This is a genomic window from Photorhabdus sp. RM323S (assembly GCF_042879375.1).
Taxonomy (GTDB): Bacteria; Pseudomonadota; Gammaproteobacteria; order Enterobacterales; family Enterobacteriaceae; genus Photorhabdus; species Photorhabdus tasmaniensis.
In genome coordinates this window covers 162,452-186,520 of sequence record NZ_JBHFKZ010000001.1, presented here as the reverse complement: position 1 = coordinate 186,520, position 24,069 = coordinate 162,452, and the positions used below count along the sequence as shown (strand labels likewise).

Genomic DNA, 24,069 nt, shown 5'->3' with positions numbered 1-24,069 from the left:
TATTCGGATCAGATAGATAAGCATGTGAGTGCTTTTCAAAGGCTCCCATACTTTCAATAACCGCATTTCCCACTGCATTAGGGAAATCGCCATGCATAATCTGATCGACGCTGTTATTGGTCAATTGCGCCATGACCGATTCATTCTCAGAAACTTTAGTTGCGGCACCATATAGCCAAGTGAGCTTATCGCCCTCGGTAGTTTCTGCTCCAAATAAGTCATTCATCTGCTCAAGAATATGCGAAAGTAAGTCTTTCGGACGTTGAGAGGCTGAACTACCGACGTTGGTGATACCTTTTAACCCTTCGCCACCTTCTTGCAATTTCAGATCCTGAGTATGTTTTTCCCATAATCGGTAGTGAGTCAACTGTATCTGGTTGATATCCAAATCATCATCCAGACGCTCTTCACGTAGTAACGGTAGCAGGTGACGGGCAAAGACGTTTAATCGTTCCAGATCCACGCCATGCAGGTCGACAATCTGTGAAGCGAATTCGTAGAAACGGGTAAAGTGTTCACCGGCGGTTTCATTCGAGCTTTCCGCAAAGCGGCGGATCAGATCTTCAAAGATTAAGCCCATATCGTGGTTACTGACGGACGCTGGACTCAAATCCGCTTCGGCGGCGTAACACCGTAAACGGCAAAATAACGCGTCCGTATTCGGACTGTTTGAAATCACCGCGCAAAAGGTCGGCGACAGACCACAAAAAGGCGGCCATTGAAGAAAAGTTAGTCATTATTTTTCTACCTGAAGTTTTTTCTCTATTGTCCATGATGCGAGGCCAGTCGCAAGAACAATGAATGCATTTCGTGTCTTGTTGCATGATTGTGTTGCATATGACAGGAAATTTAATGGCAGAAGAAATGGACGGATACATTAGGGGAAAATCCTAATATATCTCAAGCTATCTCCTAAACACCTGTTCCTGATGCCATTTGACAAAGCGTTCTGAAGGATAATGTTCCCGGTTTTTGGGTAACAATAGAGCGTGCCCAGCGAAATACCAAAACAGTCGATCAACCATATGACTGCCATTTACACCTTCAGAAACCAGTAATTTCATATTATCGTCCAGCCCAATTGCACCCATATCGAATGCAGAATGATGCAGGGAACAAAGAGCCAATCCGTTGCTGACGGTGCATGGGCCGCCATATTGCTTCCATTTAATATGCGCTGCTTCTAGCCCAACAGGTGTACTATCGTGTCGTAGGTTATAGCCGCAGATTGCACATTGATAGTTATAAGCACGAAGTACAGACTGACGAAAATTAGGATCGCGTTCTTTGCGCAGGTCTGTCAGTGCAAAATCCAGACGATTAGCAATGATTTCTTGGATACTTTCGGGAAAATGTTCGCTCAAAATCTGACAGGCGAGTTTATCGATCAGACGTGGTTTACTGCGTAGTAGCTGATAACTTTCCTGATCAAATCCACCTGCGACGTTGTTTTCAATCAGTTCTCGTTTGGGGGGTTCCTTGCTACCTTTTTGTGACGTGCAATATTCTGTGTTTTGTAATTCCCAGAATCCATCACCCTGTAAACGCCAGAATGGCATAGTGGGATAATGCGCTCGTCGCTTTGGTCCAAAGCAAGTCAGAAGATCAAGCAGCGGTTGATGAATCTCGTTACCGTAATTAAAGAGTCGGTCATGATCTTTTTTGTATTCAGACAATACATACAGTAACAACAATGGCTTATGCGGCGCACGCTGATCGCCTTTACGCCAGATGGTAAGGTTAGATATGGCAACTTGCAGTGTTTTACTGGTTGTCATAGGTTGTTTTGCTAATAGATTGAAGTTATTGCGATCATGCTCGCAAAGATGATGGTTTTCAAGGTACTTGCCAGCAATTCAGAATCAATAACTGAGATTTAATTGTGTATTTACACCAAATCACCCCGCCATTAATATGAATAGTCTCTCCCGTCAAATAGGAGTTAGTGCAAAGAGCGTTGCTTGTGCGATATTCATGGGTTGACCGACCTTTCGTGCAGACAATGATTTTTCCAATTTGGCGAAGAAAGTAGTATCTAATTGAAACGATATCCGGGCAGTTAACGAATATTTCTCAAATAGAGTATTTGAGGCACTGTCGCTCAATAAGCTTTTTCCTGAAAGTGGCAGCCGGATTAATGGTATATATTTTTTAACTAAAAAAAAGAATTTCTGTTTTTAGGCATAACTAAGGTTGATTTAATTAGCGCTATTATTGTCCTAACTTAATAATGTAATTAATCTAACTTTTTATTGAGATTGTTTTATAGGGAAATTATCTTCTGCGATGATCTTTAAAATAAGGATTTTATAGTGACCTTTATCACAGTGTGAATCTTTGTAAAATAATGCTATGGAATTACATATTTCTATTTGATATATTGTTAATAACCAGTTAATTTATTTATCGATATTGCTTGTGGTGATTAAAATATCGCTGGGAAATATTTTTTATTTGATAGGTAGATGGTATTATTTCAATTAATAAATAGAGGTAATAGTTACTTTAAAATAAAATTTTATTTGTAGAGATAAAAGGAAGGTAATATGGAATTTATTAAAAATAGATTTTGTCACTGGAATGGTGAACATCTCGTTGTAGATACAATGGCTAGAAATCATAAAATGGTTAATAGTATGGGTACGGGCGAGGGATTAGTTTCGTTTGATGGCTTTGGTGCTGATTTAATTCGTTTCAGTAAAAATGAAGGGATGCAAAATCATACTCACTTAGGGCATCATATCTTATTTGTACTCGCAGGAACGGGTTATGTTATTTATGCCGGTGAAAAGCATGAAATAGAGCCTGGAGTTTGTTATTTTGTGAATGGCGAAATAGATCACGCGATTAAGGCAACCAGCGATTTGGTCATGGTTGTTGTTGGTAATAATCATTGCGCGGTTGATTCACAAGATAGGACGACTCTGGTGCCATATAGAGATGGAACCCCTGAAGAATTAAAGGTTTAACTTGGGGTAAGTTGAATGAAACATGCGCTAGTACTTGGTGTGTTGCGAGAATGCCATGATATTCTGCCAGAAGTGGATTATAAATTGCTTTAGGTAATAAAGTGAAGTTAATTAGTTGGAGGTAACTGGCAGAGAAGAATATCTAATATTATATTTATGAAGATAATTATAACTCAGGAAAAGTAACTGGAATGATAAAAGGATAATGTGATATTTTTTCAATTAATATAATAGGGGCATCTCATGAAGGGGAGCCAGTACTAGCTTATGAAATATTAGATTTACTAGTATGAAATAGAAAAGTATATTAGAGATAATGTTTTGTTATAATAATAAAGGTGTAAGGTGACTATTTAGATTGCCTCTGTCTAATGTTTAATTTGGATAATGATTTCAATGGGTGTTGGTTATTAACTCATGAATGAAAATTAATTTAAATAAGTAATAATTAAGTCAATATAATATTAGGGGAAATATTCCCTGTTAATATAATGTGGCTATTATTTGATTATGATTTCAGGGGCTGTATTCTTATAAAATAATATATTCATGGCGATAAATATATTGTCGAGGTGATTTTTTATTATTGGAGTTAATAATGTAAATATATATAAGCACTGGGAGTGATAGAGTGTCAAATATAGTGCCGGGATAAATCTATATAAGAAATATATTAATGTTATTATAAACAGTTTAGCTAATTAACTTAATCCTAATACCTCTAATACTTCTGCTATTCCATGTTGGCTTTCTGGGAGAGGGCTGATGGCTTCTGACTATATAGCAATAGCTGACTTTTCTTGCACGTTTGTGCAATGTGTCGTCTAGGTAATATTCTTCCATTGGGGGTTGTTTACTTCTTATGAATAGAAATGATATGAGCTATATGCTGACAGCCAGTAACTTATTCGAATTACTGGCTGTAGGTCAACAAGGGTGTAAAAATCTGTTTTACTGGTCCTTTGTAAATGTTCAACTTTGTCGTTGAGATCTTATGTCATTAGACAGCTTTTTCAGCCATTCTTTCAACATACATGCTCTTTATTATTGCCAAGTACTGTACTCATCAGAAGCAAATCCAGTTTAGTATCCGGGAGAAGTTTTTCATCTTTTTTCAATTCGCGGCGGGTAAATGAATGATCCAGCTCACGGCGGATAAAGTTATGGATGTGCTTAAAACGTGGGCTATAATCCGTTTCGTCGGCGTTACGTTTGATGGCAAGTAGAGTCTGTATTTCTTGCATCAGAGTTGCATCTTTAACCGTTTCCGCCAGCAGAACGTCGAAGCACATTGGTGGTACGCCTTTACCTGCTTCTATCCAACGTACAGCCAGTAACGGGCGCAGTACATAAAGATATTTTTTCAGCCGTATTTTTTCGCCTTGCAGATAACCACGGAAGTTTTTCTTCGCCATTGACAGATAGTGGTACCGCGCTTTGTTGTTGGAAAAGTAGTCCGGTAGTAGGGCGCGCAATGCTGTCATAAACTCTGTATCCTCATGGTAGACCACCGGTGAATCAGTCCATTCCATCAGTGTCGGGTTGGCTCGTTTCAGCAGCCCCAGGGTTTTACGCAGTTCCCAGCCACAAATATCCAGTTCGTCGCTGATCGGTAATTCGATCACATCCCTTGGTGGGTCAACGCGTAAGTACCATGATGGAGTATGAACATAGATAAAACGTACATCGTAATCACTGTTTGTCGAGGCAAATCCCCAACCGCGGCTGCCGGATTCGCAGGCATAGAGTATTCGTATTTGCTGTTCCGTCTCAAGTTGCGCCAGTTTTTGGCATATGTGTTGTTTCATGGTGTTACTGACACCAAATTTTTCTTTCATTGTGATTATCCTTTTACGCAAACCACTTGACGCAGGGTGTGAACGAGGCTGTCCAGTAAATCGTTGGCGTTCAATGAGGTACGTACTGCCATCATTCTGCAGCCAATATCTACGCCTACTGTGGCTGGAATAATCGCCCCATGTGTCGGGATTAAGCTGCCGATGGTTGAGCTTTCACCAAGATGTACATCAGGCATAACTGCCAACTGGCTGAATATAAAAGGCATTTTTTCTGTGTTCAGTAGTTGTTCACGAGCATCTGCTTCTACTGGTACGCTATGAGTCCACATTTTTACGGGTGCGCTGTTTGGTGCAGTCATCAATTCGTAATCGTTTGTTCTCACATTGTTCTCCTAGTTATCTATCCATTTTATCCGTCACTACTACTATAATTTAAGGTAATGAATATTCTCCCCTTTTCAGTCAATGCTGCTGAATTTACTTTCATATTAATTTCCTTATGAATTATTAAAAAACATTGTAAATAAAAACTTTATTCTACTATTAATATAGTATTCTGTTTAATGGTAATTGCAATTATTTGATATTTAAATTTTATTGAATAATGTTGAAATTGTGATGTCAATCCATATGAAAAGGTATTTTTAAACATTACATGTGAATTCGTTTTGGTATTTAAATTATCTTGGTGGTTATAATTGCAAATAAGATATAAAATCACTGAATTATTATATGCAATGGTGTTTTTGAAAAATTATGTTTATTAATTTTAAATAAGATGTAAATATATATTTAATTGCGGCGTGGAATGATGAATTTAATTCTAATTGAGCTGTAGGTATTATCTGTTCGTAATCTAATTATTATTATGATGGTAATGAAATCATAAATTTATTTAGTGTTATCAGTAAAATTATCAAGATGTATAATATGTAATCTTTAATTTTTCCATTAATTTATTTTTTATTAATTCTAAATTATATCAATGGCTTGTAAATTGAATTCAGCTCCATGATGATTTTTTATTATTTTTCTTGACTAACAATTATATTATATGTTGAAGAAATTAAATATTTAATACTATATATTATCGATAATTTTCAACGTATTAATGATTTATTATTGTTTTAATATATATTGAAAATAATCACAAGTTATTATGTTATTTAGTATTAATTGTTTTCTTGGGAATGGTAATGGAAATAAAAATCATTCTCATTGTTAAAATTATAAATTATCTTGTAACTGTTTATCATGTTCAGAACTTCGTTAGCATGTTTACAGATTGATTATTAAGTGTAATCACTGCTTAATTTATACTTTAATGAAATAAAATGATCTATACGGTTAGATTCCATGCCAAGTCATTAATGATGTATTTTCAAATACTTTATTTTATTGCTTTATTAGTTTAATGAATGCATTTTGTCAAATAAATACGTTATTTCCTTAAAATGAATATGTGAAGTCATTATCTCTCAATAATAAAAAAGTTCGTGGTAGTCACTTCGTCTGCTCCTCAATAAACTGCCCGAGGCCCCTTTCAACCCGCAATAATTTAGTCCGTCCGATTTATCCTTACCGAAAATTTTGATGAAAAAAATCCATGCTATCGTGTCATAACCAAAATTATCATCCTATTGGTGACTGCATTTTCCACAACCAAACTTAACTATGTGAAATAAATCACAAAATAAAACAAAAAAATAAAATTCTGACAAACACCGTAACTTGCTACACTTGAACGATGGCTACTATTACTACTATCAGATTTTAAGGAATAACATGTCGTTATATCAGGATCACCAAGCTCTTGAGCAACTTACGCTGGGTAAAACCACTTCATATCGTGACCAATATGATGCTAGCTTATTGCAAGCAGTACCCCGCAATATGAACCGTGAACCTCTGAAAATTTTCCCTGATAATTTACCGTTTCACGGTGCTGATATCTGGACATTATATGAACTGTCATGGCTGAATAGCCGGGGTCTGCCGCAAGTTGCGGTCGGGCATGTTAGCTTAAACGCAGCGAGTAAAAACCTGATTGAATCTAAAAGTTTTAAACTCTATCTAAACAGCTTTAACCAGACCCGCTTTGAAAACTGGCAAATTGTCGAAGAAACACTACAGCGCGATCTGGCCGCTTGTGCTGAAGGTCATGTGGAAGTAACACTTCATCATTTGGATCATTTCAGTCATCAACCCATCTCCGTTTTTACCGGTGAATGTATTGACGATCAGGAGATTGAAGTGACTGAATATAATTTCAATCGTGATTATCTGCAAGGTGCAGCACAAGGCCCACTGGCGGAAGAAATTTTGGTTAGTCATCTGCTGAAATCCAACTGCCTGATTACCCATCAACCTGATTGGGGTTCGATCCAAATTCGCTACAAAGGGCCAAAAATCAACCGGGAGGCGTTGTTACGTTACCTGATATCATTCCGGCATCATAATGAATTTCACGAGCAATGTGTTGAGCGTGTTTTCAATGATTTACTACAGTTATGTGTTCCAGAAAAGCTCTCGGTCTATGCGCGTTATACCCGGCGCGGAGGATTAGATATCAATCCATGGCGCACAAATAATGAAGACTTTATTCCAATGACAGGCAGACTGGCACGTCAATAAATCACTTTTCTGAGTGCCGTTTGTACAAAATAAGCTGAAATAGACAATGTAATACATTCAGTTTAGTGATATTGATGTGTAACCCATACAGGTATATAAGGAGTCATTCTTGATTACACATATCAACCCACTCGGCTCAATGGATTTATTATCTCAACTTGAAGTAGATATGCTAAAGAGTACCGCAAAAAGTGATCTGTATCGCCTGTTCCGTAACTGCTCACTGGCTGTACTCAATTCAGGTAGCCAAACCGATAATAGTAAAGAGCTGCTCTCTAAATACACAAATTTTGATATTAACGTATTGCGTCGTGAGCGCGGGGTAAAATTGGAACTGGTGAACCCACCAGAAGACGCGTTTGTTGATGGGAAAATTATCCATTCACTACAAGCTAACTTATTCGCAGTACTTCGGGATATCCTGTTTGTTCATGCTCAAATTACCGATTCAGCACAACAGCATCATCTTGAGCTGGAAAATGGTGCTCATATTACCAACAGAATATTCTCTATTCTGCGCAACGCCAGAGCGCTGCATACCGATGAAGATCCCAATATGATCGTCTGTTGGGGAGGCCATTCAATTAGTAAGCTAGAGTATCAGTATGGCCGTAAAGTCGGTAATCAGCTTGGGCTACGTGGGCTCAATATCTGTACCGGCTGCGGCCCTGGTGCAATGGAAGCACCGATGAAAGGCGCAGCGGTAGGCCATGCCCAACAGAATTATAAAAATAGCCGTTTTATCGGTATCACTGAACCCTCGATTATTGCGGCCGAACCCCCTAACCCACTCGTGAACGAACTGGTTATCATGCCAGACATAGAAAAACGTTTGGAAGCTTTCGTTCGCATTGCTCACGGTATCATTATTTTCCCAGGCGGCGTCGGCACAGCAGAAGAATTACTCTATCTGCTCGGCATTCTGATGAACCCGGAAAACCAGGGGCAAGTACTGCCATTGATTCTCACCGGCCCGAAAGAGAGTGCAGACTATTTCCAGGTCCTGGACGAATTTATTATTCACACATTAGGAAAAGAGGCTCGGCGCTACTATTACATTATTATTGATAATGCGCCGGAAGTTGCCCAATTAATGAAAAAAGCGATGCCATTAGTGAGAGATAACCGACACAGTACCGGTGATGCATATAGCTTCAATTGGTCAATCAAGATCAACCATGATCTGCAACAACCATTTGCGCCAGCGCATGAAAATATGGTTAATCTCAATCTCTATCCCGAACAGTCGTCCGAAAAACTGGCGGCATCGCTACGCCGTGCTTTCTCTGGGATCGTTGCAGGCAATGTGAAAGAGATTGGTATTCAAGCGATTGAAAAACATGGCCCATTCAAAATCCACGGTGATGCTGAAATAATGCACCGTATGGATAATCTGTTGAAAAACTTTGTGGAACAACACCGGATGAAGCTACCCGGTGGCACAGCCTACAAGCCCTGCTATGAAATTATCCGCTAAAATTCTGTTGCTCCACGGATGGAGCATAACTTTGCTAAATAGTGACCTATATGATACACCTGCTGATTGTTGATGCTCTTAACCTTATCCGCCGTATTCACGCTGTGCAGGGTAGCCCATGTATTCCCGCCTGTGAACATGCGTTAAGGCAATTGATCCAACATACCAATCCCACTCATGCTGTTGCTGTATTCGATGAAGAAGATCGTAGTAATAGCTGGCGCCACCAAATATTGCCTGACTACAAAGCGGGCCGTTCACCAATGCCTGAAAATTTGAAACAAGAAATGCCACAGATCAGAGCGTCATTTGAGCAACAAGGGGTTGCCTGCTGGCATGCCCAAGGGCATGAAGCTGATGATCTGGCAGCAACGCTGTCAGTAAAAATCGCTTCCTCTGGTCACAATGTGACAATTGTTTCTACTGACAAAGGTTATTGTCAGTTACTTTCACCCAATATCCGTATTCGGGACTACTTCCAGAAACGTTGGTTGGATATGCCATTTGTTCAACGAGAATTTGGCGTTTTACCGGAGCAATTGCCTGATTACTGGGGCCTGGCGGGTATCAGCAGCAGTAAGATCCCTGGGATCCAGGGAATCGGCCCTAAAACCGCAACCACTTTACTGCAACAAGTCGGTACACTGGATAACCTTTTCCAGAACCTCGATCAACAGCCCGATAAATGGCGCAACAAACTGGAGTCAAATAAAGAAATCGCTTTTATCAGCCGGGAAGTTGCGTCATTACGTACCGATCTGGCTTTAACTGGCAATCTGCAACAACTCCGGCTGATCACTTCAAGCTAGCGAAAATAACCGGCTATCTTATCCAGATGTTCACCTTTTAATTCTCCGGCCTCATTAAGCAGGCCGATCCAGGCTTTAATATAGTTGTATTTTGCCTGAGAAAGATCACGCCGGGCAGTATATAACTGTTGCTCTGCATTCAGGACATCCACATTAACCCGCTGTCCAAGAGCAACACTTTTACTGGTCGCATCTACCTGCAAACTGGCTGATTCAACGGCTACTTCATAAGCATTAATCCGTTTTTCGCTATTCAGGTACTGATTATAGTTGCGTCGTAATGTATTAAGGATTTCTCCCGCCTGAGCATCAAGATCATATTTGGTTCTGCCATATTGTGCCGCTGCCTGACGCACAGCGGCAGACGTCCCGCCACCATTATAGATATTCATGCTCATCCGCACGCCAATGGTATCGGTTCGATATTTTTGATCTACCGTATTATCGCTGCTGGATTCGTTTTCAGAATGGGAGGCATAGAGTTCCAGCTTGGGTAAATAACCTGCCCGGTTACGTTGCACCTCATGATACGCCGCTTTCACTTCCTGACGGGAAGCGGCCAGAACCGGATTGTTAGCTAAGGCCAATTTTTCCCATTCTTCATAACGGCCAGGCGACAACTTCAATATCCGAAATTGTTTTTTATCCAATAATCGTTGCACCGGTAAATCAGCAGGCAGAGGAACACCGACAATCAGTTGCAAACTGCGGATTGCCGCATCCAAATCGTCGTTGGCTGCTATCTCATCGGCAACAGCCTGACTGTAACGGGATTGTGTTTCCACCACATCAGTACGAGTCCCTTCACCAGAAGTAAACAATTTTTTATTCAGTTCCAGTTGTTTTTCATAAGCCATTTTCTGCCGCACGACTAAATCAATCTGATCCTGAGCATAAGCCACATCCACGTAAGCATTCACGACCCGGACAGCCAGTTGCTGAAAATCTGCCCGAAAACGTTCATTACTCATCAAAGTGTGAGCCTGACTGGCTTTATAACGCGCCAATATTTCAAAATCCATCAATGGCTGAGTTATCACAATCGCTGCGTTATAACTGCGATATTGGCGATCCCGGGTTTCAGTGATCCTATTTCCCCGGCGATCATAGCCAGCAGGATATTCCGTATGTTGCCAGTTCTTCGGTGAATTCTGATAAGACATCATCACTTTAGGTAACAATTCTGCTCTGCCAATTTTTTCGTACTCAGCCCCCCCTTCCTGCTCTTTTATTGCAGCAAGAAAAGTAGGATCATTTTCTAATGCCAGCGCATAAGCCTCTGTCAAACTTAGCGACCATGCAGGAAAAGAGCATAAACTGACGCTGAAAAGAATAAGCAAACCCATTGATAAAGAAGCATGATTCAATTTCATAATTACTCCTCGATCAATGATGTTGAAGCCCGATCCACCAGTGGCTTAAACAGATAACTAAACAGGGAGCGGGAACCCGTTTTAACAAAGACCTCAACCGGCATCCCTGGCCTGATGTCCAACCCTTTCAGTTTCTCCATCCCGTCAGGAGAAACAACGGCTCTCATCTGATAATAAGGTTGGCTGGTTGCTGGATCGACCAACCGGTCTGCGGAAACCATGACCACTTTTCCTTCAATTTTTGGCGTCCGGTTCTGGTTAAAAGCAGTGAACATCAGATCCACATCCATCCCTTTGCTAATCTTATCTGCCAAATTAACTGCAACACGGGTTTCTACCTCAAGCGCCATCTGGTCTGGCAGGATTTCCATCAGTTTTTCGCCGGGAGCAACAACACCACCTTGCGTAAAAATATTTAATCCGACAACCGTGCCATCAACTGGCGCGACAATTGAGGTATGGGTAAGTTCGAACTGTGCGGTATCCAGCTTATTTCTGTATTCGCTGGCAGTAACCTGCACATCCGCCAATTGAGTGCGAACTTCCCGCTGATAGTCTGCTTTGCGCTGAATAATACGCTGCTGTGTTTCCTGTAACTGTTTTTCAAGCTGACCAGCACGTCCTACCATTTCCGCTATACCGCTGTTGAGTTCAGCCTGCTCACGCAACAGCTCCAGATAGCGGTTACGTGGGAAATAGCCCTCGTCCGCTAAAGATTTAAGATTAGTTATCTGTTCCTTAAGCGCCACCTGCTGTACACGCTTGCTGACAAGAGAAGATTTCAACCCTTTAATCTGAAAATCTGTGCCTTCGACAGACTGTTCAAGCCCTTCCAAGTCGCTTTGCAACATTTCACGACGTGATGCAAACAGTTGTTTTTGCAGTACGATGATCTCTTTCACCCGGGGTTCAGATTGTAATTGCTGTAATATTTCAGGGAAAATCAGAGTTTCATCACCATGCTGTTCCGCCAATAAACGGGCTTCCGTTGCCAGCGTGGTATACAGTTGATCCTGAAGCGCATCGACTTGGGCTTTTGCCTGCACCTGACTGAGCTGGACCAGTGTCTGACCCGCTTTGATTGTTTCGCCTTCAACAACCCTAATCTGGCTGATAATACCGCTTGCCGGGGCCTGAACTGTTTTACGGTTGCCATCCACCACCACCACGCCGGAAGACGCAACCCCTTTATCTAATGGTGCCAATGCTGCCCAAATAAGAAACCCTAGGATCCCCACGCCAATCACTAACCATCCTAGTCGTAAAAAATGCTTTTCTTCCAGAGGCAACAATCCTTTTCCATCTCTTACCGGCGTAACCTGATCAGACATATCCACTCCCGGACAGAAATCTCCGTCTCAGCTATTTAATATTATTATGATTGAATGCCTATTTACTTATGATGCCTGTGCTACTGCCTTAGCCGCAGAATGTTCCTGATTTTGTTGCGATAAAGCCGCTATCACTTGCTGAGATGAGCCAAACATCTTCATTTTTCCCTGAACCAGCAACAATATTTTGTTTGTCTGTGATAACAACGACATGCGATGAGTAATCACAATCACTGTTTTTCCTTGCGCTTTCAGTTGGGCAATAGCCTCATTCAGTGCTCTTTCCCCCGCTTCATCCAGGCTGGAATTAGGTTCATCCAACACTACCAATGACGGCTCATCATATAATGCACGGGCAAGACCAATTCGCTGCTTCTGTCCACCAGATAACCCAACCCCTCCGGTGCCAATAACCGTGTCATAACCCTTATCAAGAGCCAATACCAGCTCATGAACACCCGCTTTCTGTGCCGCCTTAACAACCTTTTCCGGCTCCACTTCATTAAAACGGGCAATGTTCTCAGCGATAGTGCCGCCAAATAGCTCAATATCTTGCGGCAAATAGCCTATTGATGAACCCAGTTCATCTTTATTCCATTGATAAATATCGGCATTATCCAGACGTACAACACCTTCCTGTGCAGGCCATATGCCGACAAGTAACCTGGCAAGGGTTGATTTCCCGGAAGCACTAGGACCAATTAATCCCAGCACATCTCCCGCATCCAGCGTAAAACTAACATCCTGTAAAACAACCTTATTGTTTCTTCCGGGAGGCGCTGCGGAAACTTTATCCACAGCCAAATTGCCTTTTGGTGCGGGTAATGACATTCCCGGTTTCCGTTCCGGTTGTTGTTCTAACAGGTTTGTTAACCGTTGCCATGATAAACGGGCACCATTCCAGCCCTTCCAGGCTTGAATAAGTTGTTCAATCGGTGAAAGCGCACGCCCCATTAGAATTGAAGCCGCAATCATCATTCCCGGTGTGATATGCCCGCCAATCGCCAACCAGCCCCCTAATCCGAGGATCAGCGACTGTAATGCCATACGCACAGTTTTAGTGACTGAATTAATCACAGAAGCCCGCTCACTGGCAATGCGCTGGAAATTTAGAAAACGTTCATGCAACCCAAACCATCTCCGGCGAAGCACCGGCAACATGCCTAACGCTTCTATCACTTCTGCGTTACGTAAATTAGTACTGGCAAGACTGGCTGAACGCAGAGAGAGTTGACTGGCTTCGGATAAAGGTTGACTTGATAACCATTGATTCAGTACAGCAAGGGCAATTAATACCAGAGCACCTACCAATGCCAGCAAACCAAGCCAAGGGTTAAAAAGAAAAATAACCAACAGATAGATTGGAAACCAGGGGGCATCAAAGAAAGCAAACAAGGCATTGCCGGTCAAGAACTGACGGATATTTGCCAAATCATTGAGCATCTGACCTGCATCTGTTGTGCCATTTTTCAGATTTGATTCATAAGATGCGGTATAAACACGATTATTCAGCTTCATGTCAAGCTGACTACCGATACGAATGACAATCATGCTGCGAATATATTCCAGCATACCCATCATGGTAAACATGCCAAGAGTAATCAGAGTCAACATCAGCAAAGTGATTTCATTGCCCGATGGCAACACTCTGTCATAAACCTGCAACATATAAACAGATGGAACCAACATCAGCAGGTTAATAAAGGCAGTGAACAACCCAATCGTCCAGAACACCCGGCTACGGGCACGAATAACATCAGTAATTTCATCCTTCGGGAGATGTAATTTCACAGTATTTCCTTACTAACTGTTTGATATATTTTTTTATCTTTCTAAAAAAATCGCCATCTGACGTTAACGTTTCCCGTCCTATCCACTTTTCTTATTGGGCTTCATCATCAATTCCCGTCCACCCGCAAAGCGGGCAAACCAGCCATCTGATTCCTGAGCGAAGAAAGCCAAACCACTGCCCTGCTCATCGGTAATCGTGATGCCATCAGGAGTAGGTCGCCACCCGGCAGGTACTTCGCCAAACATATCGGTCAAGCAGGCGCTATCGCCGCTAAGTGACCAAATTGAACCCTCAGGTAATGGTTGGTCAGTCAATGAGACATCACATTGCTGATGTTCATCCGACAGTTGCCACACGCCTTTTAATTCACTGGCGTATGGGAGATGAAGACTGCTTGCCATACTTCCTCCACTGACACTGAATACAAGAGAAACACCGAGCACAAATTTCAGATACCAGGCTGAACAAGTCATTCCGCCTCCAAACTAATAACCGCATCCAGTCAGATGCGGTTGTGTTGTTGTGTTATGCCAGGATGAAATCAGACTCTAATATCGGCTCTCCGACAATCTTCACCCAGAAATCATCGTAAGAGAATTTATCGCCCAAATTAATAGCGAAATCATTCACCTTGTTAACCGTATCATAGCGAAGCACTGCTTCTCCGACTGCACCAGTGAACTCTTCTACAAACTTAACGCCACCTTTCCCAGCTTCACCCAGATCGAACAACGACACATCAATCTTGTCCTCACCGGAAACGAAGTCATGGATCCAATCGCGTTCAAGAGGTGGTGATTCTTTAGCGCTCAGGTAGACAAATGTATCTTTGCCTTCCCCGCCCCAAAGCTGATCGGCACCCAGGCCACCGTAGATAATGTCATCACCGGCCCCTCCCTTAATCGTATTGCCGGCGTCATTCCCGATCAGAATGTCATTACCACTGCCACCAATCGCATTTTCAATCGTGACACCACGGGCAATAGAGACATTGCCTTTCAAGCCACCAACATCCGAGAAAGAAGCTTCATTCAGGTTGATACGTTGATCCTGAGTAAAACCAGAGAAATCAAACGTATCATTACCACCCGCATCCCAAGCAGTGAACAACAGTTTGCTGTTTTCATCTTTTGCGGTATAGAAGTCACGATCTGTGTTGGAATTAAAACCATATATCGTGTCATCTGCACGGATTGTCTTATTAGCGCCGTACACTTCCTGAATGGCAGAAATATCGTTAAGTAATGGTGCAGAAGAATAAACACCTTTAAAGTCCTGCCCGGTATTTTTCTCACTGAAATAACTCATGACAGTATGAGCGCGGCTATCTTCAAAATAAGTAGCGCTGGCCTTATAAGTCGGTCTTTCCTTATCAGTCGCATTATAGGCAGCGGGATGCTCTAACCCCAGTGTATGGCCGATTTCATGAGTAAAAGTCTGACGACCATAACCGTTTACGCCGATATCATTCTCTGAGAAGGTGCGGCTTTTCAGGTTATACCAAGTTCCTGATTGTTTCGATTCAGGGCTGGGAAGATAAGCAAACGCGTAGCTCCCCCTCAAACTAAGGTCAAAGAAACCAAAGGTAATGTGAGCCTTATCCGAATCAGTTGTTTCAGTGAACTTAATATTAGCGACATCAGTCCAAGATTGTATTGACAGTTTCGCAGCAGCTCTTTGTTCTTCATTAAATGCTGAAAACCCAGTAATATGCCAAGGCATATTCTCCGGTTCACTCTCCAGGAAACTATAAGTTAATTGGAAAGCTTCCGATTTATCGTCGCCCTGATGCCCCCAGCGATAATCACCTCGAATTAATTCTTTTGCAGCATTTTTACTTGGCTCATGCTCAACAACAATATTAGGATCCTTGCCTGGGACATAAGCCTGTAACTGTGCCTGAAGCTCATTTGCTTTTGCAGAGCCGATAAGTTCCGAGTATGAAATTTTCTTCTTTAAAGACATATATCTCTCCATAAATGCAGGGCTTAGAATTTTTATTTAATTAAATACAAGTCAATAAAACCTGAGAACAATAGGCCCTCCTGGCCATACAAATAACAATGAAAATCCCTTTCACAACAACGTAACACTAAAGTTAATTATGTAAAAAGCAATTAACATATTTTTTTAATATAAACGTGATAAAAATAACATAAAACAAATAAGCGATTGTTTTATATCACATAACTATTTAAGGCGGAAAAAACGCCGCTAATTTCTTATTGATATTTTATTATAACTAAATTATCTATTATTTAACTATCCATAAAGTAAAATTTAAAAATTTTATAGAATTATTATGGATAATTATGATTAGCAATTATCACCGACAACCAAATAAACAGACTAAATACTAAATAAAAAACTCCCTCTGTCTGCAATATTAGGCGTTCTGGGGTACCTGAAAGTAAATTGAGTTAAGTAATATTCATATCAAACCTATATGTTACTATTTTCAAATGTAACAAAAACTTAGCGAAATCAATAAATAAAAAATATATAATAGGATAATTAATGCTTTCTTTATTCTTAATAATTCCATTTCGATAAAATTAAATTATATTTATGATTTTTAAATAACAAATAGGGACATAAACATAGTTTATTGAATAATATTAAAAATAGAATATATAAACCAATAATTAACATTTCTCAATGTGTATTGAAAGAATGTTATATTTATCTTGACACCTATGACAACGATTATTGAACAGAAAGGAAATATTTCAATAAGACATCAAAATTAACCAATATAAAATAAACATTCAGTTAATATATATTTTAGAAATAAATCAAGATTACAACCAAATAAGAAAAAACAAAACATTCATTATAATTTACAATCTTAATGCAATTAATTATTTCATATTAATCCAATATATCATTAAAAAATTACAATGATATGTTGGATTTATTATTTACCTTAAGTGAGGTTAAAAATCAACATTTGCCAGACAAAAATCAAACAATATTAATTATTACATTAAATCATGATGATCTCACCATAGTTTAATAGTTTCTTTGTTGAATAAATAAAATAATGTTAACTAATACTGAAAAATGAAACCGCCTCAGAAGTTCACTGAGGCGATTTGGGAAGCTTTATTTTCGGAATTTATTCCGGGATACGGATGAACATAAGTTAATCAATAATCATCCCGGTTGGCTGCATTAGCAGACCAAATACGTCGGACATGAACAGTTATTTCTTCCCTGTCATGATAAAGATGCTTTGCTTGAATTTGCGTATTGATACCATTTTCCTTTAATTGCAGATGCATTTTCTGCAAATTATACGCCACTTCTTCATAACGCTTTTTCATTGGCAATTTAAGATTAAAAATAGCTTCCCGGCACCAGCCATTAACCAGCCAATCTGTCATTAGCTGAGTCACTTTCGCTGGTTTTTCCACCATATCACACACCAACCAATAAATATTTTTTGCCGAAGGTACAAATTTAAAACCGTCAACTTTGTGATGTTTAACCTGCCCCGTATCCATCAAACTTTCCGACATCGAGCCATTATCCACAGCATGAACCATCATACTGCGTTTCACCAGCTGATAAGTCCAGCCCCCAGGACATGCACCCAAATCAACAGCATACAAACCACTAGCCAAACGCTCTTCCCATTCGTCATAAGGAATGAAAACATGAAAAGCTTCTTCCAGTTTCAATGTTGAGCGACTTGGCGCATCTGAAGGAAATTTCAGCCGGGGAATGCCCATATAAAATGGCGAGTTATTATTACTGTAAGAATAACCCACATAACAACACCCCGGAGCAATAAAGAAAACATGTATTACCGGGCGATTAGAGTTTTCTCTAATCAGCAAGATCTTTTCCTGACGCATCGCATTACGCAGCGGAACAGTGAATTTCCGGCAAAATTTCAGTAACTCTTTGCTTTCGTTGGTATCAGGCACTTCAACCCGCAACTCACCTGCACGCTCCATGACGCCCTGTAACATACCAATAATCGGGCTTATCCGATCTTCAGGAGATAAATCCCGCAATAGTTCACCCACGACCAACATTTGACGGGCAAAAATCAGCTCCTGGAATGGTATCTCACGAATAAGCCGATCCGCGTCTTCATGTTGATAACACTCAAACAGGACATAGCCACTGTTATCTTTTACTCGGGCAAAACCGTAAATCTCTTTTCGACCCGCTTTATCGGTGATTTCAGCTGCGCACTCTTTTTCAAAACCAGGGCGGCAATATAAAGCAATTTTATTCATGGCGAAGCGCCGATTTCCTTAGACGCAAAGCGCCAATTAACACTAAGAGCCAGCCAATAAGAAAGCTGAACCCTCCAACTGGGGTAATATAAGCAAAAAATTTAACCTGCAATAAGGCCATACAATAGAGACTGCCACTAAACAACAAAATGCCTACCGCGAAAAAGACCCCGCTCCAGTAAAACCAGAGAATAACTCTACGCATCAGCATGGCAGACATCGCCATCATTGCCAGAGTGTGGATACCTTGATATTGCAAACCAAGATCAATCCAACTTATCTGATATTTCGCCATCATCGGGGATAAGAAATGCGACCCGACAGCACCAAACGCTACATAGAAAAAACCACTGAAGCCAGCAAAAATAAGCATTAAACGACTATTCACTGTCATCTTCCTTTTTCACATTATATCTGAGAGTTCTTACAGCCCGAATACCTGGCTCTTCTCTTATTCATTGGTAATAAAACCCAGTTTCTCCTGTTCACGGGCTGCCTGTGCCAGCACCCATTGCCGGAATGCTGCGATTTTCCCCAACTCAGCCTGATTGTCATGACAGACAAGGTAAAATGCATTCTTACTCACTAATACATCATTAAATGGACACACTAAACGCCCGGCATCAATTTCAGTCCGGGCCATAACATTATTTGCCAGTGCAATCCCCTGACCATGAACCGCGGCTTGGATCACCATTGCACTATGACTGAATATCGGCCCTTGCTGAACATTTATCTGCTGCTGCATATCAAGCTGGCGTATATAAGCCTGCCAGTCACGGCGGGAAGAATCGTGTAACAACATATGGCGCGCCAAATCTGCGGGCGTTTTCAGCGGGTTTTCCCCGGTCAGTAACGAAGGTGCGCAAACGGGGAGCAAATATTCCGCATAAAGACGATCCGTTCGTAACCCCGGCCAATTTCCACGACCATAAAATATAGCAACATCAACATCATCCGCGAGCTTATCTTCTTCTCTGTCTACCGCCTGTATCCTGACATCAATTCCCGGATAAGCTAAATTAAAGCTAGACAACCTTGGAACCAGCCACTGAATAGCAAAACTAGGTGAAAGACTGACAGTCAAAGCACCTTTAGCACTTCGTGCCTGAAGTTTACGCGTTGCTTCATTTATTGATGTGAATATTTCTTTAATATCCAGATAGTAGCTTTGCCCCTCTTCGGTCAACAATAACGATCGGTTGCGACGACGAAACAATTTCAACCCAAGGAAATCTTCCAGACTTTTCATCTGGTGGCTAACTGCGGCCTGTGTCACAAATAACTCTTCAGCCGCTTTAGTAAAACTCAAATGACGCGCCGCAGCATCAAAAACCCGCAACGCATTCAATGGTGGTAAACGTTTGGACATGTGAGCCCTTATGCAATGTTGGTGATACCGGTAACTCTTTATATTTAATTATTAGTTTTTGTAATCCGAATCATTATAAATTGTCCATTGAGGATACACCAGTAAATCCCTATAGTGGTGCCACTTCCTAAGCCGGAACGAAAAGTGAATTAGTTGTAACGCTATGAAACTTTTGGCTTTGTGGTTGTGATGTTGTGTTTGCAAATTGTCTGGAAAACCAGACTATGTAGCTTAAGCTACTGTTTTTTTCACTTCCTGTACATTTACCCTGTCTGTCCATAGTGATTTTTAATGCACCGCGATTGCGGTGCTTTTTTTGTCATAATCGCTGGAACATGGCAATATTATTCAATGTAACAACCTATCCATATTCAGTCAGAAGTAAGCGGATCATCATCACAACAGAATAATCTGATCAATAACCACGAAACCTAATTAAAACACTATGAAAAAGTTCGAACCAGAACAGTTCCGCCGGCAATTCCCAGCCCTGCAACAACACACTGTATTCCTGGATAGTGCAGCAACTGCCCTGAAACCACAAGTAATGATAAAAGTAACTCAGGATTATTATCAATACAGTTGTACTACTGTACATCGTAGCCAACACCACACAGCGCTGGAAACCACATCTCGCTATGAAAATGCCCGGCAACGGGTTGCTGAATTCATCAACGCCCCAAAAGCCGAAAATATTATCTGGACAAAAGGCACAACAGAATCTATCAATCTGGTTGCCCAAAATTATTTCCGTCCCCATCTCCAGCCCGGTGATGAAATTATCGTTAGTGAGCAGGAGCACCATTCCAACCTGATCCCCTGGTTAATGCTGGCGGAACAAATCGGTGCCAGAGTGATAAAATGGCCTTTAGGCAACGGAAAATTGCCAGATATCAACACGCTGCCTGAACTTCTGAACAAACACAGCCGATTGATAGCAATCAGCCAAATGTCCAATGTAACCGGCGGAGCCGTCGATCTGACTGCAATAACGAAAATAGCGCACCAACATGGTTGTCTGGTCGTTGTTGATGGTGCACAGGGAGTTGTTCACAATCCCGTTGATGTTCAGCAATCAGATATCGATTTCTACGCGTTTTCCGCTCATAAGCTCTATAGTTCAAATGGTGTTGGTGTACTTTACGGCAAAAGTGAGTTACTTGATGCGATGTCTCCCTGGCAAGGCGGCGGAAAAATGCTTACCCACGCCTCATTCAGCGGTTTCACACCGGAAGCTGTACCATTCAGGTTTGAAGCAGGGACACCGAATGTTGCAGGTGTTATTGGTTTTTCTGCCACGCTGGAATGGCTAAAAAATGTTGATATCGTCAAAGCGGAAGCCCATGCGGTCACACTCGCTGACTACACTGAACAACAACTTTCCGCTTTACCCGGATTTATCAGTTATCGCGTTGCCGGTTCCAGCCTGTTGGCTTTTAATTTTGCCGATATCCATCACAGTGATCTGGCAGCTATTTTGGCAGAACAACATATTGCCTTACGCTCCGGTCAGCATTGTGCTCAACCATTGATTGAGGCTTTAGGTATCAACGGCTGCTTGCGTGCTTCTTTTATGCCTTATAACAATCTGCAAGATGCCGATTCTTTAGTTCAGGCAGTAAAATTCGGCCTTTCTCTATTACAGGATGAATAAAATATGGCTCAAACCGCAGAAAATCTGACCGTACCACATCCATTTGGCAAGGAAATTAGCCAGCAACAGTTGGTTGAAACCTTTAATCAATGTCGCCAATGGGAAGATCGCTATCGTCAGTTAATCCTGCTAGCCAAGAAACTACCTGCACTACCTGACAACTTGAAACAACAGAATATCGAAATGTCTGGCTGTGAAAACCGGGTTTGGTTAGGGCATCAATTACTGGCAGAGGGTTACCTGCATTTTTATGGCGATAGCGAAGGCCGCATTGTAAAAGGCTTGCTGGCGGTGATATTGACCGCAGTGGAAGGAAAAACACCACAACAAGTTTTGGAAACTAACCTGTTGGCGCTGCTCCACCAACTTGGGCTGGAGCAACAGTTAAGCGGCTCACGGTTGAACGGCGTGAAATCGCTGATCCATACCGTGCAAAGTGCCGCAAAAAATTATATTAAAGCGAGCCCTGACGTTGCGCTTTAGCAACCATCCTTTTCAGTGCATGGGAAACGGCAACAAATCCGAATGTCGCCGTGACCATTGTTGCGGCACCAAAACCCGATGCGCAATCCATGCGTTTCGTTCCCTCCGCAGTACTTTTAGCGGCACAAACAGAACCATCACTCTGTGGATAAACTAACTGCTCAGTTGAAAACACACAATCAATTCCCAACTTACCTTTACCATTCTTCACAACGTGATAATCAGATTTCAATCTTTCCCGCAACTTAGCCGCTAAAGGGTCCTGAATCGTTTTCGCCAAATCAACAACCTGAATTTGTGTAGGATCAAGTTGCCCACCCGCACCACCGGTTGTGACCAACGGAATTTTATAACGACGACAATAAGCCAATAGCGCCGCTTTTGGCCTGACACTATCGATCGCATCAATGACATAACTGAATCCAACCGCCATCATCTTTTCAACATTATCCGGCGTGAGAAAATCATCAATACAAGTGACTTTACACTCAGGATTAATCGCCAGAATACGTTCAGCAACCACTTCCGTTTTTGGTTGTCCAATATGCTGTTTTAAAGCATGTAACTGGCGGTTGGTATTGGTGATACAGACATCATCCATATCAATCAGGGTAATCGCGCCTATTCCTGTACGAGCTAACGCCTCGGCGGCCCAGGAACCCACCCCACCGATACCCACGACACAAACATGGGAATGAGAAAATAAAGAAAGTGCTTTTTGACCATATAAACGGGCTGTACCCGCAAAGCGCTGCATATATGCATCAGAAAGAGAAGTTTGCATCATTGAATATCAATCCTGAAAACCTGTTATAAAATTTATGGAAAAGAATTACTGATTGACCATTAGCATAGTAGGCTGCTCTTCTTTCAGCACCCAAACCCGGCCGTAGTGGTTATAGAAACCCGCCGCGATACCAGCCTCATCGCCAATACCATGATAGATATCGAAATGATGCCCCTTTATTGCGCCGCCGACATCCAGTGCAATCATCAGGCGCATCTGGTACTGACCGGTAAATTTACCCTCGTTATTCAACAAAGGTATCTCCGCCAGCAATGTTGTTCCTGGTGGAACCAGCATTTTATCAGCGGCCACAGCGGCTTTTGCAATCAGAGGAACGCTACTCGCTCCCCGCACTGAGGCATAAACTTCAGGTTTAAAAAAGACAAATGATGGGTTCTGTTCCAGCAGCTTACGAACCTCTGCCTCACTGTGCGATTCAGCCCATTTGCGAATCGCCAGCATGGATATATCTTTCTGCGCGATTTCTCCGCGTTCAACCAGCAGCCTGCCAATACTCCGATAAGCCTGTCCATTCTTACCCGAATAACCCAAAAAGGTCAGCGGCTCACCGTCACCAAAATCGACATAACCACTGCCCTGCACTTCCATAATAAAATTATCAATCAGAGAATTACTGTAGCCAATGATCAGGCTGGAGCTGAGGGCGCCATTGTATATCGCGGCCCGGCTTGGTAAATGATATTTGCTTTTAGACGGCATACGGTACAAGGGATATCTAAACTCCCCCTGTTTAACGCGGCGGGCCTGTAACACCGGCGTATAATAACCCGTGAATTGGACATTACCGTAATTATCCACACCTTCCATCTGGTAAGCGCGTAAATTAAACAGATTTAATTTATTGGTTGCACCACCAGCCAGCACCCAGTTCTGAACTGCGTCAAAAGTTGAGCTATTACGATTATACAGGCGGGGAGCAGACTGACTAATAAGCATCACCTGTTCTGAAAAATCTTTAGCATTAACCGGCCTGCCCTGAGCATTGGGCTGATTAACCAGCAATAAATCCTGAGTGATATGACCATCTTTATATTGTTGGCCCTGGGCTGTTGGACGGGAATGACATCCAACTAATAGTGAAATCACGATCCCACACAGAAAATACTTACTCCAGAATGTCATTGCTGCCTTCTCTCTTACCGACATTGCCTAACGGCGAACAATACCAAACCAACAAAAATAATGAAACTTACTACAAAAAAATAACTTAACGAAATAGCGACAAAAACGAATACAAAAACACCAACATGCAGAGCAACTAATCAAAAAAGTAACGAAACAAACAATTTTTAATAAAAAAACTTGCAACGGATCTGAT

At 41.5% G+C, this 24,069-nt stretch carries 18 protein-coding genes and 2 pseudogenes; 6 read left to right on the top strand and 14 right to left on the bottom strand.

What is annotated here, in order from left to right; genetic code table 11:
• Window positions 1-505: 505 nt before the first annotated feature.
• Window positions 506-737: pseudogene (locus ACGF7G_RS00755) on the bottom strand (type I restriction-modification system subunit M N-terminal domain-containing protein); the annotation flags it as partial.
• 168 nt (window positions 738-905) lie between these two features.
• Window positions 906-1,778, bottom strand: a complete 873-nt coding sequence (locus ACGF7G_RS00750; protein ID WP_387462876.1) for a phosphorothioated DNA-binding restriction endonuclease — start codon at window positions 1,776-1,778, stop codon at window positions 906-908.
• Between the two features lie 768 nt (window positions 1,779-2,546).
• Here ACGF7G_RS00750 and ACGF7G_RS00745 point away from each other — a divergent pair.
• On the top strand, window positions 2,547-2,969 hold the full coding sequence (locus tag ACGF7G_RS00745) for a cupin domain-containing protein (protein WP_021324965.1): 423 nt from the start codon (window positions 2,547-2,549) through the stop codon (window positions 2,967-2,969).
• Window positions 2,970-3,994: 1,025 nt separating this feature from the next.
• On the opposite strand, the gene ACGF7G_RS00740 is transcribed toward ACGF7G_RS00745, so the two are convergent.
• Both ACGF7G_RS00740 and ACGF7G_RS00735 read right to left on the bottom strand, forming a co-directional pair.
• Window positions 3,995-4,807 carry a nucleotidyltransferase domain-containing protein gene (locus tag ACGF7G_RS00740; RefSeq protein ID WP_387462874.1) on the bottom strand — a complete coding sequence of 271 codons (813 nt, stop codon included), beginning with the start codon at window positions 4,805-4,807 and terminating at the stop codon, window positions 3,995-3,997.
• 23 nt (window positions 4,808-4,830) lie between these two features.
• Window positions 4,831-5,151 (bottom strand): annotated as a pseudogene (locus ACGF7G_RS00735) (RtcB family protein); the annotation flags it as partial.
• Between the two features lie 1,402 nt (window positions 5,152-6,553).
• Here ACGF7G_RS00735 and queF point away from each other — a divergent pair.
• The 3 genes from queF to xni all read left to right on the top strand — a co-directional run bounded on the left by queF (window position 6,554) and on the right by xni (window position 9,688).
• Entirely contained in the window at window positions 6,554-7,402 is an 849-nt protein-coding gene (queF, locus tag ACGF7G_RS00730) for an NADPH-dependent 7-cyano-7-deazaguanine reductase QueF (protein ID WP_387462872.1), read from the top strand.
• Between the two features lie 109 nt (window positions 7,403-7,511).
• Entirely contained in the window at window positions 7,512-8,879 is a 1,368-nt protein-coding gene (ppnN, locus tag ACGF7G_RS00725; RefSeq protein WP_133813755.1) for a nucleotide 5'-monophosphate nucleosidase PpnN, read from the top strand.
• A 50-nt stretch (window positions 8,880-8,929) separates the two neighbouring features.
• Window positions 8,930-9,688, top strand: coding sequence for a flap endonuclease Xni (gene xni / locus ACGF7G_RS00720; protein WP_387462870.1), 759 nt, complete (start codon window positions 8,930-8,932; stop codon window positions 9,686-9,688).
• On the opposite strand, the gene ACGF7G_RS00715 is transcribed toward xni, so the two are convergent.
• The 8 genes from ACGF7G_RS00715 to ACGF7G_RS00680 form a co-directional block, all read right to left on the bottom strand.
• Window positions 9,685-11,061 carry a TolC family outer membrane protein gene (locus ACGF7G_RS00715; RefSeq protein ID WP_387462868.1) on the bottom strand — a complete coding sequence of 459 codons (1,377 nt, stop codon included), beginning with the start codon at window positions 11,059-11,061 and terminating at the stop codon, window positions 9,685-9,687. The two genes, xni and ACGF7G_RS00715, sit on opposite strands and share 4 nt — an antisense overlap.
• A gap of 2 nt (window positions 11,062-11,063) precedes the next feature.
• Window positions 11,064-12,392, bottom strand: a complete 1,329-nt coding sequence (locus ACGF7G_RS00710; RefSeq protein WP_387462866.1) for an HlyD family type I secretion periplasmic adaptor subunit — start codon at window positions 12,390-12,392, stop codon at window positions 11,064-11,066.
• Window positions 12,393-12,458: 66 nt separating this feature from the next.
• Entirely contained in the window at window positions 12,459-14,183 is a 1,725-nt protein-coding gene (locus ACGF7G_RS00705) for a type I secretion system permease/ATPase (protein ID WP_387462865.1), read from the bottom strand.
• Window positions 14,184-14,261: 78 nt separating this feature from the next.
• A complete protein-coding gene (locus ACGF7G_RS00700) occupies window positions 14,262-14,657 on the bottom strand; it encodes a protease inhibitor Inh/omp19 family protein (RefSeq protein ID WP_387462863.1) in 396 nt (131 codons plus the stop codon).
• A 52-nt stretch (window positions 14,658-14,709) separates the two neighbouring features.
• Window positions 14,710-16,161 carry a serralysin gene (gene prtA / locus ACGF7G_RS00695; protein WP_387462861.1) on the bottom strand — a complete coding sequence of 484 codons (1,452 nt, stop codon included), beginning with the start codon at window positions 16,159-16,161 and terminating at the stop codon, window positions 14,710-14,712.
• Between the two features lie 1,172 nt (window positions 16,162-17,333).
• Complete coding sequence (gene rlmM / locus ACGF7G_RS00690) at window positions 17,334-18,434, bottom strand: 23S rRNA (cytidine(2498)-2'-O)-methyltransferase RlmM (RefSeq protein WP_387462859.1); 1,101 nt, start codon at window positions 18,432-18,434, stop codon at window positions 17,334-17,336.
• Entirely contained in the window at window positions 18,427-18,822 is a 396-nt protein-coding gene (locus ACGF7G_RS00685; RefSeq protein ID WP_387462857.1) for a DUF423 domain-containing protein, read from the bottom strand. Before ACGF7G_RS00685 ends, rlmM begins: the two co-directional genes overlap by 8 nt.
• A 63-nt stretch (window positions 18,823-18,885) precedes the next feature.
• Window positions 18,886-19,806, bottom strand: coding sequence for a transcriptional regulator GcvA (locus tag ACGF7G_RS00680; RefSeq protein WP_387462855.1), 921 nt, complete (start codon window positions 19,804-19,806; stop codon window positions 18,886-18,888).
• Between the two features lie 445 nt (window positions 19,807-20,251).
• Here ACGF7G_RS00680 and csdA point away from each other — a divergent pair, with 445 nt between their 5' ends.
• Both csdA and csdE read left to right on the top strand, forming a co-directional pair.
• On the top strand, window positions 20,252-21,460 hold the full coding sequence (gene csdA, locus ACGF7G_RS00675; RefSeq protein ID WP_387462854.1) for a cysteine desulfurase CsdA: 1,209 nt from the start codon (window positions 20,252-20,254) through the stop codon (window positions 21,458-21,460).
• Between the two features lie 3 nt (window positions 21,461-21,463).
• Window positions 21,464-21,943: a cysteine desulfurase sulfur acceptor subunit CsdE gene (gene csdE, locus ACGF7G_RS00670; protein ID WP_133813745.1), complete on the top strand. Its 480-nt coding sequence runs from the start codon at window positions 21,464-21,466 to the stop codon at window positions 21,941-21,943.
• Here csdE and tcdA read toward each other — a convergent pair.
• Window positions 21,915-22,727 (bottom strand): tRNA cyclic N6-threonylcarbamoyladenosine(37) synthase TcdA, encoded by an 813-nt coding sequence (gene tcdA, locus ACGF7G_RS00665; RefSeq protein WP_387462954.1) that lies wholly within the window; start codon window positions 22,725-22,727, stop codon window positions 21,915-21,917. The genes csdE and tcdA overlap by 29 nt on opposite strands.
• Before the next feature lie 48 nt (window positions 22,728-22,775).
• A complete protein-coding gene (gene mltA / locus ACGF7G_RS00660) occupies window positions 22,776-23,873 on the bottom strand; it encodes a murein transglycosylase A (RefSeq protein ID WP_387462952.1) in 1,098 nt (365 codons plus the stop codon).
• Between the last annotated feature and the right edge of the window lie 196 nt (window positions 23,874-24,069).

What these genes read in the sequence shown, in the direction of transcription:
- ACGF7G_RS00750 (WP_387462876.1), bottom strand. Translation starts at nt 1,778, where the DNA reads ATGACAACCAGTAAAACACTGCAAGTTGCCATATCTAACCTTACCATC.
- ACGF7G_RS00745 (WP_021324965.1), top strand. Translation starts at nt 2,547, where the DNA reads ATGGAATTTATTAAAAATAGATTTTGTCACTGGAATGGTGAACATCTC.
- ACGF7G_RS00740 (WP_387462874.1), bottom strand. Translation starts at nt 4,807, where the DNA reads ATGAAAGAAAAATTTGGTGTCAGTAACACCATGAAACAACACATATGC.
- queF (WP_387462872.1), top strand. Translation starts at nt 6,554, where the DNA reads ATGTCGTTATATCAGGATCACCAAGCTCTTGAGCAACTTACGCTGGGT.
- xni (WP_387462870.1), top strand. Translation starts at nt 8,930, where the DNA reads ATGATACACCTGCTGATTGTTGATGCTCTTAACCTTATCCGCCGTATT.
- ACGF7G_RS00715 (WP_387462868.1), bottom strand. Translation starts at nt 11,061, where the DNA reads ATGAAATTGAATCATGCTTCTTTATCAATGGGTTTGCTTATTCTTTTC.
- ACGF7G_RS00710 (WP_387462866.1), bottom strand. Translation starts at nt 12,392, where the DNA reads ATGTCTGATCAGGTTACGCCGGTAAGAGATGGAAAAGGATTGTTGCCT.
- ACGF7G_RS00700 (WP_387462863.1), bottom strand. Translation starts at nt 14,657, where the DNA reads ATGACTTGTTCAGCCTGGTATCTGAAATTTGTGCTCGGTGTTTCTCTT.
- prtA (WP_387462861.1), bottom strand. Translation starts at nt 16,161, where the DNA reads ATGGAGAGATATATGTCTTTAAAGAAGAAAATTTCATACTCGGAACTT.
- rlmM (WP_387462859.1), bottom strand. Translation starts at nt 18,434, where the DNA reads ATGAATAAAATTGCTTTATATTGCCGCCCTGGTTTTGAAAAAGAGTGC.
- ACGF7G_RS00680 (WP_387462855.1), bottom strand. Translation starts at nt 19,806, where the DNA reads ATGTCCAAACGTTTACCACCATTGAATGCGTTGCGGGTTTTTGATGCT.
- csdA (WP_387462854.1), top strand. Translation starts at nt 20,252, where the DNA reads ATGAAAAAGTTCGAACCAGAACAGTTCCGCCGGCAATTCCCAGCCCTG.
- csdE (WP_133813745.1), top strand. Translation starts at nt 21,464, where the DNA reads ATGGCTCAAACCGCAGAAAATCTGACCGTACCACATCCATTTGGCAAG.
- tcdA (WP_387462954.1), bottom strand. Translation starts at nt 22,727, where the DNA reads ATGCAAACTTCTCTTTCTGATGCATATATGCAGCGCTTTGCGGGTACA.
- mltA (WP_387462952.1), bottom strand. Translation starts at nt 23,873, where the DNA reads ATGACATTCTGGAGTAAGTATTTTCTGTGTGGGATCGTGATTTCACTA.